The organism is Pedococcus bigeumensis, assembly GCF_006438965.1.
GTDB classification, from domain to species: Bacteria; Actinomycetota; Actinomycetes; order Actinomycetales; family Dermatophilaceae; genus Pedococcus; species Pedococcus bigeumensis_A.
Genome location: NZ_RCZM01000004.1, coordinates 45,214 through 63,787, shown reverse-complemented (window position 1 = coordinate 63,787; position 18,574 = coordinate 45,214). Strand labels below are relative to the sequence as shown.

19 protein-coding genes are annotated in these 18,574 nt (G+C 70.5%); 9 read left to right on the top strand and 10 right to left on the bottom strand.

The window, feature by feature from the left end; translation table 11 throughout:
* Together EAH86_RS11860 and EAH86_RS11855 are read left to right on the top strand one after the other, a co-directional pair.
* Positions 1–1,002 carry a DNA topoisomerase IB gene (locus tag EAH86_RS11860; protein ID WP_140740970.1) on the top strand — a complete coding sequence of 334 codons (1,002 nt, stop codon included), beginning with the start codon at positions 1–3 and terminating at the stop codon, positions 1,000–1,002.
* Between the two features lie 118 nt (positions 1,003–1,120).
* Entirely contained in the window at positions 1,121–2,611 is a 1,491-nt protein-coding gene (locus EAH86_RS11855) for an aminopeptidase P family protein (protein ID WP_140740968.1), read from the top strand.
* A 101-nt stretch (positions 2,612–2,712) separates the two neighbouring features.
* On the opposite strand, the gene EAH86_RS11850 is transcribed toward EAH86_RS11855, so the two are convergent.
* The 3 genes from EAH86_RS11850 to EAH86_RS11840 form a co-directional block, all read right to left on the bottom strand.
* Positions 2,713–3,450, bottom strand: a complete 738-nt coding sequence (locus tag EAH86_RS11850) for a PIG-L deacetylase family protein (RefSeq protein ID WP_140740966.1) — start codon at positions 3,448–3,450, stop codon at positions 2,713–2,715.
* Between the two features lie 110 nt (positions 3,451–3,560).
* Positions 3,561–4,154 (bottom strand): general stress protein, encoded by a 594-nt coding sequence (locus EAH86_RS11845; RefSeq protein ID WP_140740963.1) that lies wholly within the window; start codon positions 4,152–4,154, stop codon positions 3,561–3,563.
* A 131-nt stretch (positions 4,155–4,285) separates the two neighbouring features.
* Positions 4,286–5,488 (bottom strand): acyl-CoA dehydrogenase family protein, encoded by a 1,203-nt coding sequence (locus tag EAH86_RS11840; RefSeq protein WP_140740961.1) that lies wholly within the window; start codon positions 5,486–5,488, stop codon positions 4,286–4,288.
* 312 nt (positions 5,489–5,800) lie between these two features.
* On the opposite strand from EAH86_RS11840, the gene EAH86_RS11835 reads away from it, so the two are divergent.
* Together EAH86_RS11835 and EAH86_RS11830 are read left to right on the top strand one after the other, a co-directional pair.
* A complete protein-coding gene (locus EAH86_RS11835; RefSeq protein ID WP_140740959.1) occupies positions 5,801–6,646 on the top strand; it encodes a serine protein kinase RIO in 846 nt (281 codons plus the stop codon).
* 36 nt (positions 6,647–6,682) lie between these two features.
* The gene (locus EAH86_RS11830; RefSeq protein WP_140740957.1) at positions 6,683–7,474 is read left to right on the top strand and encodes an alpha/beta hydrolase; all 792 of its coding nucleotides are present in this window, start codon (positions 6,683–6,685) and stop codon (positions 7,472–7,474) included.
* A 104-nt stretch (positions 7,475–7,578) separates the two neighbouring features.
* Here EAH86_RS11830 and EAH86_RS11825 read toward each other — a convergent pair whose 3' ends face one another.
* The 3 genes from EAH86_RS11825 to EAH86_RS11815 form a co-directional block, all read right to left on the bottom strand.
* A complete protein-coding gene (locus EAH86_RS11825; RefSeq protein ID WP_140740955.1) occupies positions 7,579–8,472 on the bottom strand; it encodes a L,D-transpeptidase family protein in 894 nt (297 codons plus the stop codon).
* Between the two features lie 372 nt (positions 8,473–8,844).
* Positions 8,845–9,732 carry an HpcH/HpaI aldolase/citrate lyase family protein gene (locus EAH86_RS11820; RefSeq protein ID WP_140740952.1) on the bottom strand — a complete coding sequence of 296 codons (888 nt, stop codon included), beginning with the start codon at positions 9,730–9,732 and terminating at the stop codon, positions 8,845–8,847.
* The gene (locus tag EAH86_RS11815) at positions 9,729–10,859 is read right to left on the bottom strand and encodes an HpcH/HpaI aldolase/citrate lyase family protein (protein WP_140740950.1); all 1,131 of its coding nucleotides are present in this window, start codon (positions 10,857–10,859) and stop codon (positions 9,729–9,731) included. The genes EAH86_RS11820 and EAH86_RS11815 overlap by 4 nt, the downstream gene beginning before the upstream one ends.
* A 51-nt stretch (positions 10,860–10,910) precedes the next feature.
* Between EAH86_RS11815 and EAH86_RS11810 the strand changes: the two genes are divergently transcribed.
* The 4 genes from EAH86_RS11810 to EAH86_RS11795 are packed head-to-tail and all read left to right on the top strand — an operon-like array spanning position 10,911 to position 14,487.
* Entirely contained in the window at positions 10,911–11,471 is a 561-nt protein-coding gene (locus EAH86_RS11810) for a hypothetical protein (protein WP_241668338.1), read from the top strand.
* Between the two features lie 21 nt (positions 11,472–11,492).
* The gene (locus EAH86_RS11805) at positions 11,493–12,767 is read left to right on the top strand and encodes a magnesium transporter MgtE N-terminal domain-containing protein (protein ID WP_140740948.1); all 1,275 of its coding nucleotides are present in this window, start codon (positions 11,493–11,495) and stop codon (positions 12,765–12,767) included.
* Complete coding sequence (locus tag EAH86_RS11800; RefSeq protein WP_140740946.1) at positions 12,760–13,329, top strand: DUF1003 domain-containing protein; 570 nt, start codon at positions 12,760–12,762, stop codon at positions 13,327–13,329. Before EAH86_RS11805 ends, EAH86_RS11800 begins: the two co-directional genes overlap by 8 nt.
* A gap of 9 nt (positions 13,330–13,338) precedes the next feature.
* Positions 13,339–14,487 carry an Mrp/NBP35 family ATP-binding protein gene (locus EAH86_RS11795; protein WP_140740944.1) on the top strand — a complete coding sequence of 383 codons (1,149 nt, stop codon included), beginning with the start codon at positions 13,339–13,341 and terminating at the stop codon, positions 14,485–14,487.
* A 10-nt stretch (positions 14,488–14,497) separates the two neighbouring features.
* On the opposite strand, the gene EAH86_RS11790 is transcribed toward EAH86_RS11795, so the two are convergent.
* The 4 genes from EAH86_RS11790 to sigE are packed head-to-tail and all read right to left on the bottom strand — an operon-like array spanning position 14,498 to position 17,836.
* Positions 14,498–14,848: a preprotein translocase subunit TatA gene (locus tag EAH86_RS11790; RefSeq protein WP_140740942.1), complete on the bottom strand. Its 351-nt coding sequence runs from the start codon at positions 14,846–14,848 to the stop codon at positions 14,498–14,500.
* Positions 14,849–14,862: 14 nt separating this feature from the next.
* Complete coding sequence (locus tag EAH86_RS11785) at positions 14,863–16,500, bottom strand: S1C family serine protease (protein WP_140740939.1); 1,638 nt, start codon at positions 16,498–16,500, stop codon at positions 14,863–14,865.
* On the bottom strand, positions 16,497–17,129 hold the full coding sequence (locus tag EAH86_RS11780) for a hypothetical protein (protein ID WP_140740937.1): 633 nt from the start codon (positions 17,127–17,129) through the stop codon (positions 16,497–16,499). Before EAH86_RS11780 ends, EAH86_RS11785 begins: the two co-directional genes overlap by 4 nt.
* On the bottom strand, positions 17,126–17,836 hold the full coding sequence (gene sigE / locus EAH86_RS11775) for an RNA polymerase sigma factor SigE (RefSeq protein WP_140740935.1): 711 nt from the start codon (positions 17,834–17,836) through the stop codon (positions 17,126–17,128). Before sigE ends, EAH86_RS11780 begins: the two co-directional genes overlap by 4 nt.
* A gap of 104 nt (positions 17,837–17,940) precedes the next feature.
* Between sigE and EAH86_RS11770 the strand changes: the two genes are divergently transcribed.
* Positions 17,941–18,573, top strand: a complete 633-nt coding sequence (locus tag EAH86_RS11770; protein WP_140740933.1) for an O-methyltransferase — start codon at positions 17,941–17,943, stop codon at positions 18,571–18,573.
* The last annotated feature ends 1 nt before the right edge of the window (position 18,574 follow it).

Below are 18,574 nucleotides of genomic sequence, written 5' to 3'. Positions count from 1 at the left end.
ATGCCCAGACTCCGCAAGGTCTCGCCCCAGTCGAAGGGGTGGACACGTCGGCGTGCCGGCAAGGGTTTCGTCTACCTCGACGAGTCCGGCGCCCGCCTCAGTGCGGCCGACACCGAGCGGATCCGGTCGCTCGCGATCCCGCCCGCGTGGGCGGACGTGTGGATCTGCCCGCTCCCCCAGGGCCACATCCAGGCCCTGGGCACCGACGTCGCCGGACGCCGCCAGTACCTCTACCACCCTGACTGGCGGCTCAAGCGCGACCAGGCGAAGTTCGAGCGGATCACCGAGGTGGCCCACCACCTGCCGGTCGCGAGGCGCCAGGTGAGCCGGGACCTGGAGACCGACGGCATGCCCACGGCCCGGGCAGCCGCGACGGCCGTCCGGCTGCTCGACCTCGGCTACTTCCGGATCGGCGGCGACACCTACGCCGAGGACAACGGCTCGTTCGGCCTCACTACCCTCGAACGACACCACGTGCGGGCCAGGTCCGGCCGGCTGGTCTTCGACTTCGTCGGCAAGTCCGGCATCGAGCACACCATCGAGATCGACGACAGCCAGGCGATCGCGGCCCTCGACGCGATGCGCAAGCGGCGGACCGACAGCGACCGGCTGCTCGCCCACCGCGACGGCCGCCGCTGGACCGACCTCACCGCCGCGGACGTCAACACCTACCTCGCCGACCTGCTCGGTGGCGACTTCACCGCGAAGGACTTCCGCACCTGGCACGCGACCGTGCTGGCGGCGTCCGCATTGGCCGAGACCGACGAGCCGGGCGACACGAAGGCCTCCCGGCAGCGGGCGATCAAGGCGGCCGTCACCGAGGTGTCGGGCTACCTCGGCAACACGCCGACGATCGCCAAGAACTCCTACATCGACCCCCGCGTCATCGACCAGTACGAGTCGGGCAGCACCATCACGGTGGACCTCAAGAAGTACCGCAGCCCCGAACGTCGCCGCGCGGCCGCCGAGAAGGCCTTGCTGGCGCTGCTCGCCGACGCCTGACGCGCCCGCCCCGGTGCCCGGCCGGGCGGCCGTCCGCCTGCGCCCCTGGCGATCCGAGGGCAAGGTGCCGTGCCCGGGCAGGCTGCGAGGCGGCATACCCGCGTGGCACGATGGCGAGGTGAGCGAAGAGCAGAAGAAGCCCGAGAACCGTGCCCGCCCCACGACCGACGAGTTCCGTGCGTTCGTCGCCGAGGACTGGGCTCCGCGCAACCCCGCCGCCGTCGAGCTCAGCGAAGCAGCGAGGTATGCCGCGGCGCGGCGTGACGCGGTCAGCAACGCCTTCGAGGGCGAACGGCTGGTCATCCCCGCCGGTGGTCTCAAGGTCCGCAGCAATGACACCGACTACGTGTTCCGGCCGCACACCGCGTTCGCCCACCTGACCGGGCTCGGCGGTGACCGCGAGCCCGACGCCGTGCTGGTGCTCGAGCCCCGCGACGACGGCACCCACGAGGCGGTCCTGTACTTCCGCCCGCTCGCAGGTCGCGACACCGACGAGTTCTTCGCCGACGCCCGCTATGGCGAGTTCTGGGTCGGCGCGCGACCGACCATCGAGGACATCGAGACCGAGCTCGGGGTGACCGGTCGCCACATCGACGAGTTCTCCGACGCCGTGGTCAAGGACGCCGGCGAGGTGACGGTGCGGATGGTGCGCGACGGGGACCGCGACCTGACCCGCGAGCTGGACGCCGCGCGGTCGTCCGAGACGACCGACGTGGAGGAGCTCACCGAGGCCGACGACGAGCTCGCCCACTTCCTGTCCCACCTGCGCCTCACCAAGGACGAGTGGGAGGTCGAGGAGATGCGCAAGGCCGTCGAGGCGACCCACCACGGCTTCGAGGCCGTCATCGCCGACCTGCCCGAGGCCCTGGCCAACGGCCGCGGCGAGCGCTGGGTCGAGGGCGTCTTCGGTCTCACCGCCCGGCACGAGGGCAACGGCGTCGGCTACGACTCGATCTGCGCCGCCGGCGACCACGCCACCACGCTGCACTGGATCAAGAACACCGGCGAGCTGCACGACGGCGACCTCATCCTGCTCGACGCCGGGGTCGAGGTGGAGTCGCTGTTCACCGCCGACATCACTCGCACCCTCCCCGCGAACGGCACCTTCACGGACGCGCAGCGCGAGATCTACGACGCCGTGTATGCCGCGCAGGAGGCCGGGCTCGCCGCGGTCAAGCCGGGCAACAAGTTCTCCGATGTCCACGCCGCCGCGATCCGCGTGATCGCCGAGCACCTGCACCAGTGGGGGCTGCTGCCCGAGGGCGTCGACGTCGAGGGGACGCTCGACAAGGAGCACGGGCAGTACCACCGTCGCTGGATGGTGCACGGCACGAGCCACCACCTCGGCCTCGACGTGCACGACTGCGCACTCGCGACCCGCGAGGAGTACATGGACGCCGAGCTGGAGCCCGGCATGGTCCTGACCGTCGAGCCGGGCCTCTACTTCAAGGCCGACGACCTCAAGGCGCCGGAGCGGTTCCGCGGCATCGGGGTCCGGATCGAGGACGACGTGGTGGTGACGGCGGACGGCTGCGAGAACCTCTCGGCGGGCATGCCGCGCAGCTCGGCCGACGTGGAGGCGTGGATCCGCGAGGTCCAGTCCCGCTGAGGGTCGGCCAGCCGCACCGCAGTCTGTGCACAGACCCTGGTCCCGCTGCGCAGAGATCTGGTCTCTGCGCAGTCGGACTCACCTCTGTGCACAGACTCCCGTCAGCGGCGGTCGACCACGTCCAGCGTGAGGGCCTTGTCCACCCCTGCCGCCTGACCACCCCAGCCGAGGATCATGCCGATCAGCTCGGCCGGCTTGGGGAACGTGTCCGGCAGGGCGTCGTTGTAGGCCCGGTGCGCCTCCAAGGACGCCACCGACCGCTCGAAGTGGTCGCCGACCTCGACGAAGTGCGTGGGGGTCGGTGAGCCGCCGAAGCAGAGCCGCTTGACGTTCCACGGCTCGAAGCCCTCCTCGATCAGCTCACGGAAGATCCAGCGGTTGCCTGCGTCGGCGACCGCGTCGACGCAGGCGAGCCCAACGGCACGGTGGTCGGCCTGGTTGAGCATGCCCTGCACGAACCGGTCGCCGTAGTGCCCGGTCACGACCACGTCGGGCTTGCGACGACGGATCTCACGGGCGATGTCGCGGCGCAGGTCCAGGCTGTACTCCACATTGCCGTCGCGGTGGTTGCCGAAGTCGACCTCGGTCACGCCAACCAGCGCCGCCCCGTCGCGTTCCTCCTGCTCGCGGACACCGGCAGCCTGGTCCGGATGCATCGTGTCGATCCCGGCCTCGCCGCGGGTGAGCAGGAAGTAGGTCACCGTCTTGCCGGCCGCGGTCCACTTGGCGACGGCGGCCGCGGTCCCGTACTCGATGTCGTCCGGGTGCGCGACGACGCACAGGACGGAGGTGAAGTCGTCGCCGAAGTCGGCGAGGGTGGGCTTGTCCGGCTCAGTCATGGGTTCGAGGGTATGCCGCGTGACCCCGACCGCGTACAGCGTTCGTCGGAGCCTGCGTTCCTCGGAGCCTGCGTCCGTCGGAGCCTGCGTCCGGGCCGCGAGGGGCAGTCTCAGGCGGTGGGTGGCTGCGGCGTCTGGGTCTGCTGCTCGGCCGCGGCGCGCTGGCGCTCGGTCTCGCGCGCGGCGTCGACCTGGGCCTGGGCCGCCGCCATCGGGTCCATCTTCGTCAGCAGCTCGCGCGCCTGGGCGGCGAACTTGTGCTCGACCAGCACCTCGTACTGGGTCGCCACCACCTGCATGACGGAGGTGAAGTCGCGGTTCCCGCCGGTGAGCGCATAGCCGATCAGCGCCCACACGAGCCCGAAGATCGCACCGAAGGCGACCGTCAGCACCACACCCACGATGCCGGCCCCGCTGCCGGAGTCGAACAGCGAGAAGATCAGCCCGACGAACAGGCCCAGCCATGCGCCGGACACCAGGCCACCGATGGCAACCCGCTGCCGGGTCAACCGACCGGTCACCCGCTCGAGCTGCTTGAGGTCGGTGCCGACGATGAGGACGTTCTGCACCGGGAACTCGTGGTCGGACAGGTAGTCGACCGCCTTCTGCGCCTTGGCGTAGGTGTCGTAACGGCCCAGGGACATCGGGTACTCCAGCGCCAGCACCGCGCGGGACCTGGCCATGGCATTCGGCTGCGTGCTCATGGCACCAGTGTGTCAAAGCCCGCTGGGAGTTCGCTGATCGGCACCCGACCGCCACCTGAGGTATGCCGCGTGGCCCAGCGACGCGGCATACCTCGCCTCACTTCTTGAGCGCCCTCACCTCTTGAGCGCCCTCACTTCTTGAGAGCGAAGTCCTCGAGGAGGCGCCGACCGATGATCATCTTCTGGATCTCGGCGGTGCCCTCACCGATGAGCAGCATGGGCGCTTCGCGGTAGAGCCGCTCGATCTCGTACTCCTTGGAGTAGCCGTAGCCGCCGTGGATGCGGAACGACTGCTCGACCACGTTGGCGCAGTTCTCGGCCGCGAGGTACTTGGCCATGCCGGCTTCGAGGTCGTTGCGCGCCCCGGCGTCTTTGAGCCGTGCCGCCTTGACCATCATCTGGTGGCTGGCCTCGACCCTGGTCGCCATGTCGGCGAGGCGGAACAGGATGCCCTGGTGCTCGGCGATCTTCTTGCCGAACGTCTCGCGCTGCTGGGCGTAGGAGATGCCGAGCTCGAAGGCACGCATCGAGACGCCACAGGCGCGCGCGGCGACATTGACGCGGCCCACCTCGACGCCGTCCATCATCTGGTAGAAGCCCTTGCCCGGCTCGCCACCGAGGATCTGCGCGCTCGTGGTCTGGTGGGCGTCGAGGACCATCTCGGTCGTGTCGACACCCTTGTAGCCCATCTTCTCGATCTTCCCCGGGATCGTGACGCCCTGGGCGGTCTCGCCGAAGCCGGCCGTCTTGTCGATGAGGAACGTCGTCATGTTCTTGTAGACCGAGTCGGCACCCAGGTCCGTCTTCACAAGCACCGCAACGAGATTCGCGCTGCCGCCGTTGGTGAGCCACATCTTCTGGCCGGTGATCGACCAGTTGTCGGTGTCACCGTCACGCACGGCCTTGGTCTTGATGGCAGACACGTCCGAACCCAGCCCGGGCTCGCTCATCGAGAAGGCGCCGCGGATCTCGCCGGTCGCCATCTTCGGCAGGTAGCGCTGCTTCTGCTCTTCGGTGCCGTGCTGCAGCAGCATGTAGGCCACGATGAAGTGGGTGTTGACGATGCCACTCACCGACATCCAGCCGCGGGCGATCTCCTCGACGACGAGCGCGTAGGTCAGCAGCGACTCCCCCAGGCCGCCGTACTCCTCGGGGATCATCAGCCCGAAGATCCCCATCTCCTTCATGCCTTCGACGATCTCGGTCGGGTACTCGTCCTTGTGCTCGAGCTCCTGGGCGACCGGGATGATCTGCTCGTTGACGAACTCGCGCACGAGCTTGACGAGCTCCGTCTGCTCCTCGGTCAGGCCATCGGTCTGCTGGAGTCGGGACATTCTGGTTCGCCACCTTGCGATTTCGTGACCGTCTCGTCGCGGCCAGGGAGGGATGTGGACCTCCCGCGAGTATGCCGAGTGCCCCAGTCCCAGCACAGGTTCAGGCCGTGTGAGCCTCCCCACCCGTGGGTTCCCGGCGGATGTCGGCCGCGTCCTGAAAATTCGCTGGCGTCCACGGCTGCGGGTCTGTCACGCTGTCCTCGCATGCCGCGCGACACACCGTCGCGCGCCCGACTCCAAGGAGGCACGAGATGTCCACGACTGTCCTGGGCGCTTCCCGTGCCCAATTCCTTCTTTCCCTGGAGTCCACCCATGCAGTTCGTGCCCACACCAGAGCACTTCTCCTTCTCGTTTGACAGCCTTCCCGACGCGCCCCCAGAGGGTGAGCGTTGGTCCTCGTGGGACGGTTCGACCCACGGTCCGAAACCCCGACCCGACTGGGTCATCACCGCACTCGGCGCCGTCGAGTCCGACCTCGGCGTCCTCAAGACCGGCAAGGAAGCCGACGTCCACATCCTGCGCCGCTGGATTCCCGACGGCACCACCACACCTGCCATCGACTCGTTCCTCGCTGCCAAGCGGTACCGCACCGGCGAGCACCGGATGTTCCACCGCGACGCCGGCTACCAGGAGGGCCGCCGGGTCCGGCGCAGCCGCGAGATGCGGGCGATGGCCAGCCGCACCGAGTTCGGCAAGGAGCTGCTCTCGGGTCAGTGGGCGATGGCGGAGTTCGAGGCGCTCGGCGCGCTGTGGGACCTGGGGCTGCCCGTTCCCTACCCGGTGCAGCTGAACGACCGCGAGATGCTGATGGAGTTCATCGGCGCCGACGGCGAAGCCGCCCCTCGCCTGGTCCAGACCCGCCCCGCGCCCGACCTGCTCGCGGAGCTGTTCGAGCAGCTTCGGGCCTCGATGCTCGTCCTGGCCCAGCGGGGGTGGGCGCACGGCGACCTCTCGCCGTACAACGTGCTGCTCCACAACGAGCGCCTGATCATCATCGACTGGCCGCAGATCGTTGACATCATTGGGAATCCGAAAGGATTCGAGTTCCTCGAGCGTGACGTAGCCAACATGTGCCGGTGGTTCGTGAGCAAGGGACTACCGATCGACGAGGGCGAGCTGCTCGGCGACCTCATCGCCGAGGCGACGTCGCGCTGGTAGCCGGCCGGGCGGCATACCGGCGCTTAGGGTGAAGGCATGACGACCCTCACCCGACGCACCCTCATCGGTGGGGTGGCCGGCGCCGCGGCCCTTGGCCTCGCCGGGTGCGACCGGAGCCCAGGCGTCGAGGTCCGGGCCGGATCGCTGACCAGCAAGCACTGGCCGGGGCGCAAGGTCACCTGGCGGATCGCCCAGCAGACCGAGGGTGACGCCGACCCGCGACCGGTCGTCGTGGTCCTGCACGGCAAGGGTGGCGACGCCAGTCACGCGTTCCGGATCCTCAACCTCCAGGACCACGCGAACGCCGCGCGGCTCACGCTCGCCTCGGTGGACGGTGGCGACTACTACTGGCACGCGCGGAGGGCAGGCGTGGACACCGGCGCGATGGTGGTCGAGGACTTCCTGCCCCTGGTGCAGCGCGAGACGGGGTATGCCGGGAAGGTCGCCTTCCTCGGCTGGTCCATGGGCGGCTACGGGTCGCTGCTGTTGGCCAGCCAGCTCGGTCCCGGGAAGGTCTTCGCCGTCGTCGCGGAGAGCGCCGCGCTGTGGACCGAGCCAGGGTCGAGCGCTCCCGGCGCGTTCGACGACCGGGAGGACTTCGAGGCACACGACGTGTTCGACGGCTCGCGGACCGGGGTGCTCGCGAAGATCCCGGTGCGGCTGGACTGCGGCCGCTCCGACCCGTTCGTGGCCGGCAACAAGGCCTTCGCCAAGGTGCTGCCCTCAGCCAAGCTCACGCTCGACGAGGGTGGCCACACCGCGGACTACTGGAAGAGCCATGGCGGGCCCCAGCTGCGCTGGATCCGCGAGCAGTTCGACCGTCAGTAGCAGCGCGCCCAACCTCGAGTCTTTGAAGGATCTGCCACGCCAGGACGTGGCGGATCCTTCAAAGACTCGCACCTGGTCGGCCAGCGCAGCACCAGGCCCGACCGTCAGTAGACGGTGACGCGTCCGCCGATCGGCATGATGTTGTTGGCCCAGATCATGTCCATCGCAGGGTTGCTCACGCGGGCGCAGCCGTGCGAGGCCGGGTAGCCGGGCACGAGGCCCGCCCCGTGCACCGCGATGCCACCGTTGAAGTACCGCGGCCGCCAGAGGGCACCGAGCGGCCCCTTGTCGAGGTGGTCGACCGTGCGGAACGTGCTGAAGCTCCCCGCTGGGGTGGTCGCGACCCGGGTCGAGCCTTCGCTGGTGTAGCGCTCGCCGCTGCCGGTGCTCGTGTTGAGGATCATGGTGACCCTGCCGCCACGCACGACCAGCAGGAGCTGACGGGCCTTGTCGATCTCGATTCCGGTGCCGCCGGTGCGGGACTGCGGGCGAACGCCGTTCTGGAGTGCGCGCCTGGTGGAGGGACCGTAGACACCGTCACGCCCGAGGCCGGCAGCCTTCTGCAGCGCCATCACCGCCTGGGAGGTGAGACCGCCGTAGGACCCGTCGGCCGAGCCGTTCCAGTAGCCGAGAGCCGTGAGCCGCTGCTGGACCTGCTTGACGTAGGCGCCGGAGTCCCCCGGCTTGAGGGTGTCGCCCTCCTTGGGGGTGGGCTTCGGCTTGGGGGTGGGTTTGGCAGTCGGCTTGGGCGTCGCCGGGGTGGTGGTGGGAGAGGGGGTCGTCGTCGACGGTGCCGGGACCGTGGTGGTCGTGTCCGCGGGCGCCGGCTCCACCGGCACCGAGGAGGGGTCCGAGACCGCCGTGGTGCCCTGTGCCGCCAAGGGAGTGAAGGAGGCGCCCGTCCCGAAGGAGATGCCGCCACAGGCCGTCAGCACGAGCGCGGCAGCGAGCACCGACGCGGCCAGAGCCGCACGCGCTCCCGTGTTGCTGCGATCCATCAAGTCCCCTTCCCTGGCCGGCAGACCGCTGTCCGCAGGCAACGCCTTGTCAGACATGGTGACGCATCCGGGGGCCAACTGGTTGTCCCCCGCGCCGAATCGTGACCGTCGCGAGCTGCCCGGCCCGGGGCGGGCGCTCCCCACGCGCTCCGCCCCCGGGCCGGTCGCCACGTCCCCCGACATGGCGCGGTCGCCCTCCCCCGAAGGCGACCGCACTCACCAAGACGCAGCCGACGACGGAAAGGTTGCCCCCTTTGTCCGGTTGATTTCTCAACAGCAGGCACTTTTGGCCACCGGTACGGCACGTAGGGTCAAAGACTGCGCCGACACCCGGCACAGCTGGCCAGAAGTGCGGGTACGGCCGAGGCCGGGTCAGTCCTCGGCGAGTGCCGCAATGGCCTGGTCGATCGCCAGCACCCGCTCGGCCGTCTCCACGTGGAGGCTCTCGACCAGCCGCCCGTTGTGCGTGACGACACCCGCCCCCGCGCCTGCCTTCCAGGCCGCCAGCACCCCGCACGCGTCCTCGACCGCGGCGGCACTGGGCGCGAAGGCCTCGTTGCAGGCGTCGACCTGGCTGGGGTGGATGAGGGTCTTGCCGTCGAACCCCAGCTGTCGGCCCTGCACGCACTCGGCTGCGAAGCCCTCGCCGTCCTGCACGTCGTTGTAGACCCCGTCGAGGATCACCGTGCCGGTCGCTCGAGCGGCCAGCAGGCACAGGGACAGCCCGGTGAGTAGCGGCGCCCGCCCGGGCACGTGCTCGGCGTGCAGCTCCTTGGCCAGGTCGTTGGTGCCCATGACGAGGACGGTGAGCCGGTCTGACGCGGCGGCGATCTCCTCGCAGTGGAACATCGCCCGCGGCGTCTCGAGCATCGCCCAGAGCATGGTGTGCTCGGGCGCCCCCGCGGCTTCCATGGCGGCGACGAGGCTGCGGACCTCGTCAGCCGAGCCGACCTTGGGCACCACGATCCCGTCCGGTCCGGCCGCGCAGGCAGCGCGAAGGTCGTCGTCGTGCCACTGGGTGCCGATCGCGTTGACCCGGATCGTCAGCTCGCGCCGGCCGTACTCGCCGGACCGCACTGCAGCGCACGCGTTCTCGCGCGCCTGCACCTTGGCATCGGGCGCGACCGCATCCTCGAGGTCGAGGATGAGGGCGTCCACCGCGAGGGTCTTGGCCTTCGCCAGGGCCCGTTCGTTGGACGAGGGCATGTAGAGAACCGAACGACGAGGTCGGTATGCCGCGCTGCCGGCTTGCGCCGTCATCGCACCCATCCGGCGCCTGCGCCTTCGTCGCCACCGGAGCCACCGGAGCCGTCGCTGGAAGCCGGCTGCACGGCATACAGCTCAGCCAACGCGGGGTCGGACGCCGCGAGGCGGTCGGCGAGCTCGAGCATCACCTGGCACTGCTTGAGCGACGCGTCGTCCTCCATCTTGCCGTCGAGCATGACGGCGCCGGTGCCGTCGCCCATCGCCTCGACGACGCGGCGGGCGTGCGCCACGTCCTCGGCGGACGGGCTGAAGACGCGCTTGGCGATCTCGATCTGGACCGGGTGCAGGGACCACGTGCCGACGCACCCGAGCAGGAACGCGTTGCGGAACTGGTCCTCGCAGGCGACGACGTCCGCGATGTCCCCGAACGGGCCGTAGTAGGCGAAGATCCCGTGCATCGCGCAGGCATCGACCATGCGCGCGATCGTGTAGTGCCAGAGGTCCTGCTGGTAGGTGGCGCGCGGCGCGTTGACCGCGTCCTCGACCCCCGCAGGAGGGTCCTGGCGGACGAGGTACCCGGGGTGGCCGCCGCCCACGCGGGTGGTCTTCATCCGGCGGTCTGCCGCCAGGTCGGCCGGGCCGAGCGAGAGACCCTGCATCCGAGGGCTGGCGCCTGCGATGGCCTCGACGTTCGCGACGCCGCGGGCCGTCTCGAGGATCGCGTGGACGAGGATCGGGCGGGTCAGCCCGGCCTTGGCCTCGAGCTGGGCGAGCAGCCGGTCGACGTAGTGGATGTCCTCGGGCCCCTGCACCTTGGGCACCATGATGACGTCGAGCTTGTCGCCGATCTCGGACACCAGGGTGGTCAGGTCGTCGAGCACCCAGGGGCTGTCGAGGGAGTTGACCCGCGTCCAGAGCTGGGTCGAGTCACCGAAGTCGGTTGCCTTGGCAATGGCCACGAGACCGACGCGGGCCGCCTCCTTCTTGTCCGCCTTCACGGCGTCCTCGAGGTTGCCGAGGAGCACGTCGACGGTGCCCACCATGGCGGGGACCTTGGCGGCCATCTTCGCGTTGCTCGGGTCGAAGAAGTGGATCACCCGCGAAGGTCGGGAGGGCACCTGGGTCAGGGGGGCCGGAGCACCCACCGCCAGCGGGGCGAAGAAGTCCTTGGGGCTGCGCACGCGGCGACGCTAGCAGCGACAGCCACACGGCGGTTATGACACAGTTCACGTGTGACCGAGACCGCTCGCGAGGCTGCCGAAGACACTGCGTCGGTCCCGCTCAATGTCACTGCGCTGTTTGCCGAGGCAGCGAACAAGTCCGGGTTGATGTGGGTGCAGCCTCCGGACGAGCGCGCGTGGCCGTTCTGGCACGCCTGGGCCGACAAGACCGTGTATGCCGTGTCCGGCCCCGGCGAGCAGACCCTGCCGTGGCTGCCTGCCGAGGTCCGGCTGATCCTGCGCAGCAAGGACACCGGCGGTCGGCTGCTGACCGTGCACGCCACGGTCCACGAGATCGACCCCGCCGACGAGACCTGGGGTCCGGCCACCGAGGCCCTCAAGGCCGCTCGGCTCAACGCCGCCGACGATGCCCTCGACCGGTGGGCCCGCGAGTGCACGGTGCGGGCGTTCCGGCCCTTCGGCACCCCGCTGGAGGCGCCCGGCTCGTACCCCACGACATCCGGTGCTGCACCGGTCCCGCCGAGCGATGCCACCACCGCGACGTGGCGACCCTGGCACTGGCGCGGACGACCTCGACGACGGCGCGGCAACCGCCTCCCCGACGACGGCTGACCAGCCGGATAACCTTGCGGCGTGAGCACCCCGTCGCGCGTCTTCGTCGGCCGCCTGACCAGCCTGAGCGTGTTCGACCCGCTCGGTGACCAGGTCGGTCGGGTCCGCGACGTCGTCGTGACGTTCGGGGCGTCCCGGCGCCGCCCTCGCATCATCGGGCTGGTGGTCGAGGTGCCCGGTCGGCGCCGCGTCTTCGTGCCGATGACGCGGGTGACCTCCGTCGACGGCGGCCAGGTCATCACCACCGGCCTGGTCAACATGCGCCGGTTCGAGCAGCGCACCAACGAGGTGCTCGTGATGGCCGAGATCCTCGAGCGCCCCGTCACCGTCCACGACCCCGAGGGCGACTACGAGGCCACCGTCGAGGACGTCGCGATCGAGCGCGAGCGCAGCCGCGACTGGGCGATGTCGAAGGTCTTCGTCCGCCAAGGCACCGGGCGCAGCTCGCTCGGCCCGTTCCGGAGGCGCCGTGGCGCCACGGTGCTGGTCCCCGTGGAGGACGTCACCGGCATCCACCAGTCCACGGCCGGGCAGTCGGCCGCGATGCTGCTCGAGACCTATGACGACCTGAAGTCCGCCGACCTCGCGGACCGCATCCACGACCTGTCACCCAAGCGGCGCGCCGAGGTCGCCGAGGCGATGGCCGACGACAAGCTCGCGGACGTCCTCGAGGAGCTGCCGGAGGACGACCAGGTCGAGATCCTCGAGACGCTGCCCGTCGGCCGGGCCGCCGACGTCCTCGAGGCGATGGAGCCCGACGACGCCACCGACCTGCTGCACAACCTCACCGCTGAGAAGCAGGAGGAGCTGCTCCAGCTCATGGAGCCCGACGAGGCGGCCGACCTGCGCCGGCTGCTGACCTACGACGAGGAGTCGGCGGGCGGCATGATGACGACCGAGCCGGTCATCCTCGGTCCGGAGGCCTCGATCGCCGAGGCCCTGGCGGTGGTGCGTCGGGTGGAGCTGTCCCCCGCGCTGGCCTCGACCGTCTACGTCTGCCGCACGCCCCACGAGACCCCCACGGGCAAGTACCTGGGCATGGTGCACATCCAGCGGCTGCTGCGCGAACCCCCGCACGGTGCGGTCGGCAGCATCCTCGACAAGGAGATCGAACCGCTCCATGCCGACGCACCCCTGGGCAAGGTCACCCGGATGCTCGCGACCTACAACCTGGTCGGCGTCCCGGTGGTCGATGCCGACGGACGGCTGATCGGCGCGGTCACGGTCGACGACGTGCTCGACCACATCCTCCCGGACGACTGGCGCGAGGAGCGGCACGAGGTGACCCATGGCTGAGCGAGACCGGCGGGCACCCTCCGGCCGCCTGGACCAGCCCCGCGAGACCCGCAGGGCGCTGCTGCCGCGCCCCAGCATGAACCAGGAGACGTTCGGCCGGTGGAGCGAGCAGTTCGCCCGGTTCATGGGGACCGCCCAGTTCCTCATCGCGATGACGGTGTTCGTGGCCTTCTGGCTGACGTGGAACCTCGTCTCGCCCAAGGACTGGCGCTTCGACAACTACCCGTTCATCTTCCTCACGCTCATGCTCAGCCTCCAGGCGTCGTATGCCGCGCCGCTGATCCTGCTCGCCCAGAACCGGCAGGCTGACCGCGACCGGGTGGCCCTGGAGCAGGACCGCGCCCGCGACGAGCGCAACCTCGCGGACACCGAGTACCTCACCCGCGAGGTCGCGTCGCTGCGGCACGCGATGGGTGACGCGGCGACCCGCGACTTCCTCCGGTCCGAGCTGCGCGGCCTGCTCGACGAGCTCGAGGACCGCGGGCTCGAGGTCCGGCGACGTGAGGCAGATGACAGCCCCAGCAGGCCCACCGGTTCTTCGCGGGACCAGCGCCCGACCTAGCATGGGGGCATGTCCCCCAGCCCGACCGACCAGGTGACCGACGACGCCCTGCACCAGGCACTGACCACGGTCATCGACCCCGAGATCCGCAAGCCCGTCACCGAGCTCGGCATGGTCGAGAGCGTGACGGTCGACGAGGCCGGCCGGGTCGCCGTGACGATCCTGCTCACCGTCTCGGGCTGCCCCATGAAGGACACCCTGACCAAGGACACCACCGCGGCCCTCGCCAAGGTGCCGGGCGTCACCTCCGTGGACGTCACGCTCGGGGTGATGAGCGACGAGCAGCGTGTCGCGCTGCGCACGCAGCTGCGTGGCGGCAACGCCGAGCGTGAGATCCCCTTCGCCAAGCCCGGTTCGCTGACCCGCGTGTATGCCGTGGCGTCCGGCAAGGGCGGCGTCGGCAAGTCCTCGATCACCGTCAACCTCGCCGCGTCGCTCGCCCAGAGCGGACTGCGGGTGGGGGTCGTCGACGCCGACGTCTACGGCTTCTCCGTCCCGCGCATGCTCGGCGTCGAACACCGGCCCACCCAGGTCGACGACATGATCCTGCCGCCCATCGCCCACGAGGTGAAGGTCATCTCGATCGGCATGTTCGTGCCCGGCAACCAGCCCGTCGTGTGGCGTGGACCGATGCTGCACCGGGCGCTCCAGCAGTTCCTGGGTGACGTCTTCTGGGGTGACCTCGACGTGCTGCTCCTCGACCTGCCCCCGGGCACTGGCGACATCGCCATCTCGGTGGCCCAGCTCATCCCGAACGCCGAGATCCTCGTCGTGACCACACCGCAGCAGGCCGCCGCAGAGGTCGCCGAACGCGCGGGTTCCATTGCGCTGCAGACACATCAGCGGATCGTCGGCGTCATCGAGAACATGTCGTGGCTGGAGCTGCCCGACGGCTCACGTCAGGAGATCTTCGGCTCCGGCGGTGGCAAGATCGTCGCCGAGTCGCTCACGCGGGCAGTCGGCGCCGACGTGCCGTTGCTGGGCCAGATCCCGCTCGACACCAACCTGCGCGAGTGCGCCGACCAGGGAACCCCCGTCGTCCTCCGCAATCCCGAGTCCCCCGCCGCCGTGTCGCTGCGAGCCATCGCCCGTGGCCTCGGCACCCGGTCACGTGGACTCGCCGGGCGTTCCCTCGGCTTGTCCCCCGTCGGCCGCTAGGTCCCGACTCCTAGGTGGCGTCGTCGTCGTACGGCGTCGGCTTGGCAGCGTCGAACCCGCCGCCACTCGCCGGGAAGGCCGAGCCGTCGCCATCGGGCTGCACGGGCGTCGGGTCGAGCAGCGCCTCGCGCACGATCCGGCGCGGGTCGTACTGCCGGGGGTCGTACTGGCGCCAGTCGATGTCGTCGAACTCCGGCCCCATCTGCTCGCGCAGCTGGCCCTTGGCGCCCTCGGCCATGCTGCGAGCCTGCTTGACGAACTGGGCCAGCTTCGACGCGTAGTCGGGCAGTCGTTCCGGCCCGAGGATCACCACGGCCAGCACGATCAGTGCGATGAACTCCCAACCGCCGATGTCGAACATGCCAGCCCCTGCCGCTACTTGCCCGAGCCGGACAACGTGAGTGTGACGCTGATCGTCTCACTTCCGCGGCGGACCTTCATCGAGACGGCGTCGCCGACGCTCTTGGCCCGGATCGCCACGACGAGGTCGTCGGGGTCGGTCACCCGCCGGCCGTCGAACTCGATGATGACGTCACCCGCCTTGATGCCGGCCTTGGCCGCCGGACCCTTGGGGTCGACCGGCGGGCCGCTGTCGCTGCTGGCCTTCGGCAGGATGCGCACGCCGTTGCCGGTGAAGTCGCGGTCGAGCACCACGCCGATCACGGGGTGCTGGGCCGAGCCGGTCTTGATGAGCTGTTCAGCCGTCTTGAGGACCTGGTCGCTGGGGATCGAGAAGCCGACGCCGATGTTGCCGGACTGGGTGTCGGTGCTTCCGGGGACGCGCGCGATGGCGGAGTTCACGCCGATCACCTGGCCGGCCATGTTGAGCAGCGGACCGCCGCTGTTGCCGGGGTTGATCGCCGCATCGGTCTGGATGGCGTTGATGAAGGACTGCTGGTTGCCGTCCCCGCCCGGGCTCACCGGACGGTTGAGGGCGCTGACGATGCCGCTCGTCACGCTGGACTCGAGGCCGAGGGGCGCACCCACGGCGATGACCTGGTCGCCCACGACGACGTCCTTGGACGCTCCCATCACCAGGGGAACGAGGTCGGTCCGGCCGGTCTTGAGCACGGCGAGGTCGTAGGACCCGTCCCGCCCGGCGATGGTCGCGTCGATCTCGGTGCCGTCGGACAGCTCGACCTTGATGGTGCCGCCGCTGGCCGCGCTGGCCACCACGTGGTTGTTGGTGATGATGTGGCCGTCGTGGTCGAGCACGAAGCCCGAACCGGTGCCGCCGCCGTCGGCCCCGTCAACCTTGATGGTCACGACGCTGGGCAGCGCCTTCGCCGCGATGTTGGCGATGGACCCTTCCGGGCGGGAGGTCGAGCCGGCTCCCGCGCGAGGGATCGAGGACGGCGTGCGGTCCAGCGAGCCGAAGTCCACCCGCCCGGTCGCACCGAGCCAACCACCGAACAAGCCGCCGAGTCCGGCAGCGATCAGCGCCGCGACGGCGGCGACGGCCACGAGGGCACCCCAGCCCGGACCCTTCTGCTGGGGTGCGGTCGCCTCCGGGAGGTGGTGGCCGACCCACGGCGCCGGCTGGCCGGCATACCCGGCATCGGCGGTGGGGCTGGTGATCGGGTTCCAGCCCTCGCCCGAGGTCGGGGCCTGCGGAGCAGGCTGGCTGAAGGGGTATGCCGTGTGGCCGGCGGGGACTGGAGGGAACCCGGTCGGCTGCTCGCCTGCCGCGGCGTGCGTCGCGTCGACGCCGGGCTGCTCGTGTCCAGCGGCGTCGCCCGGCCAGCCGGTGGGCTCGGCAGCCCACACCGGGTCGGTCACGGACGGGGCGGGCTGGGGGGCAGCCCCCGGGATCTCCTGGGTGTGCGACAGGTCGACCGGCTGGGTGTAGTCACCGGTGGCACGCCCGGGCGGTGCCCACGGGTCCCAGACGGGTTCGGTCGGCACCTGTTCCGCCAACGGGTCGACGGACGACACCGGCGGCTGGGCCGCGGGCTGGCTGGGGTCGGCGGACGCCGGCTGCTCGGTGCCTGCCGGGTCTCGCTCGTCGCTCATGGAGTCGATTGTGCCGAACGACCGCGACTCGTGCCCACGGCGGGTGCCACCGTGGTCGCGGACGGGGTGCCGCCGGGCCGGGGAACGGTGAACGCGGCCGTGGCGAAACCGGGGGTCACGGGCCGCGCCCGCTGCACCGCCGGGGGTGAGACCGGGGAGGTCGACGTGAGGCCACCGCTCACCACCAGGCTCAGGGCAGCCGCAGCGGTGGCTCCGGCCGCCAGGCCGGCGTAGACCGTCGCGCGACCGGCCGAGCGGTGCTGCGCGGGTGCGCCGCGGTCGACGACCCGCACCGGGGCCATCGGGATGGGCGGCAGCAGCGGACCGGGAGCGATGGCGAAGCCGTCGGACGTGCGACCCGGGGACTGGGTGGCCAGCGCGAGCAGCATGCCGCGCAGGTCACCCGGAAGGGCCGAGCCGGCCGACGAACGCAGGGCGGTCAGCACCCGACGTTCCTCGTCCACGGCACCGCGGCAGCACTGGCAGGCGACGACGTGACGGTCCCACCGCAGCAGGGTCGCGTCGTCCATCGCGCGGTCGGCGTAGGCCGTGAGCTGGTCGCCGAGGCACCGGCCACGGCCTCCGACGAGGCCCGCACCCGGCATACCTGCCCACATCGGGCGGCTCACCGCGATCCGTGCACCGCCCGGCCGAGAACCGGCAGGCGGCGCTTGGCGACGGGCGCGCGGTCGGCGTCCAGAGCGGGGCGGGCGAGGGTGGGGTCACGATGGGCGAGCGCCTCGCGGAGCTGGGCGCGGCCACGGTGGATGCGTGAGCGCACGGTGCCGAGCTTGACGCCGAGCGTCGTGGCGATCTCCTCGTAGGACAGCCCCTCGATGTCGCACAGCACCACGGCCGCGCGGAAGTCCGGGGAAAGAGCGTCCAGGGCGCGCTGCACGTCGTCGTCGAAGTGGGTCGCGTCGAAGGCGGCCTCCGGGCCGGCCTCCTTGGTGGGCAGCCGGGCCGCGGACTCGTCCGACAGGGCGTCGAACCGGATCCGCTGCTTGCGACGCATCTTGTCGAGGAAGACGTTGGTCGTGATGCGGTGCAGCCAGCCCTCGAAGGTGCCGGGCTGGTAGCTGTGCAGTGACCGGAAGACGCGGATGAACACGTCGTGGGTCAGGTCCTCGGCGTCGTGCGGGTTGCCGGTGAGGCGGTAGGCCAGCCGGTAGACCCGGGCGGAGTGCTGCTCGACGATCTCCTCCCACGTCGGGGGCACCCATGCGGGAACCTCCGGAACGCCCCCTTGGGCATCCTCTCGGGCCGAACCGATCGTGTCGGTCGCGGTCACGTCCCTCACCTCCGTCGGGCGCCTGGCGGCGCACACACCCTGCATTCGGTCCAGACGACCGAACGGCTTGCATCGTTCCCCAACAACCTGAGCGTTTCCTGTATGCCGCGTGCCCGATACGTCGTGCTTGCGGCAGTAGGGTTTGGCGCATGAGCGCACAGAAGCCGGCCAGCTGGGCCTACGCCGAGGAATTCGTCACCGAGAACGAGGTGATCGAGTCGGCGCGGCGCCGGGGCGAAGAGCTGGGCGCGACTCCGGTCGGCAACGGTGCCGGCGTGCTGCTGCGGCTGCTGGCGGCCGCCGTGAAGGCGAAGTCGGTCGTCGAGGTCGGCACCGGCGCCGGGACGTCAGGGCTGTGGATGCTGCAGGGCATGCCCGAGGACGGCATCCTCACGACGATCGACGTGGAGGCCGAGCACCAGGGCGTGGCCAAGAAGGCGTACGCCGAGGCCGGCATCGCGCACCAGCGCACCCGGGTGATCACCGGTCGGGCCCTCGACGTGCTGCCCCGGATGACCGACGGCGCCTACGACATGGTGGTCATCGACGGCGACAAGGTGGAGTACCCCGAGTACGTCAGCCACGGGATCCGGCTGCTGCGCTCCGGCGGTGTGCTCGTGCTCGACAACATGCTCTGGCACGACAAGGTCGCCGACCCGGCTGCGCGTGACGCGCAGACTTCGGTGCTGCGCGACCTCGGCAAGGCGCTGCGCGACGACGAGCGGCTGATCCCGGCGCTGCTGCCGGTGGGCGACGGCGTGCTCGCCGCCGTCAAGCGCTGAC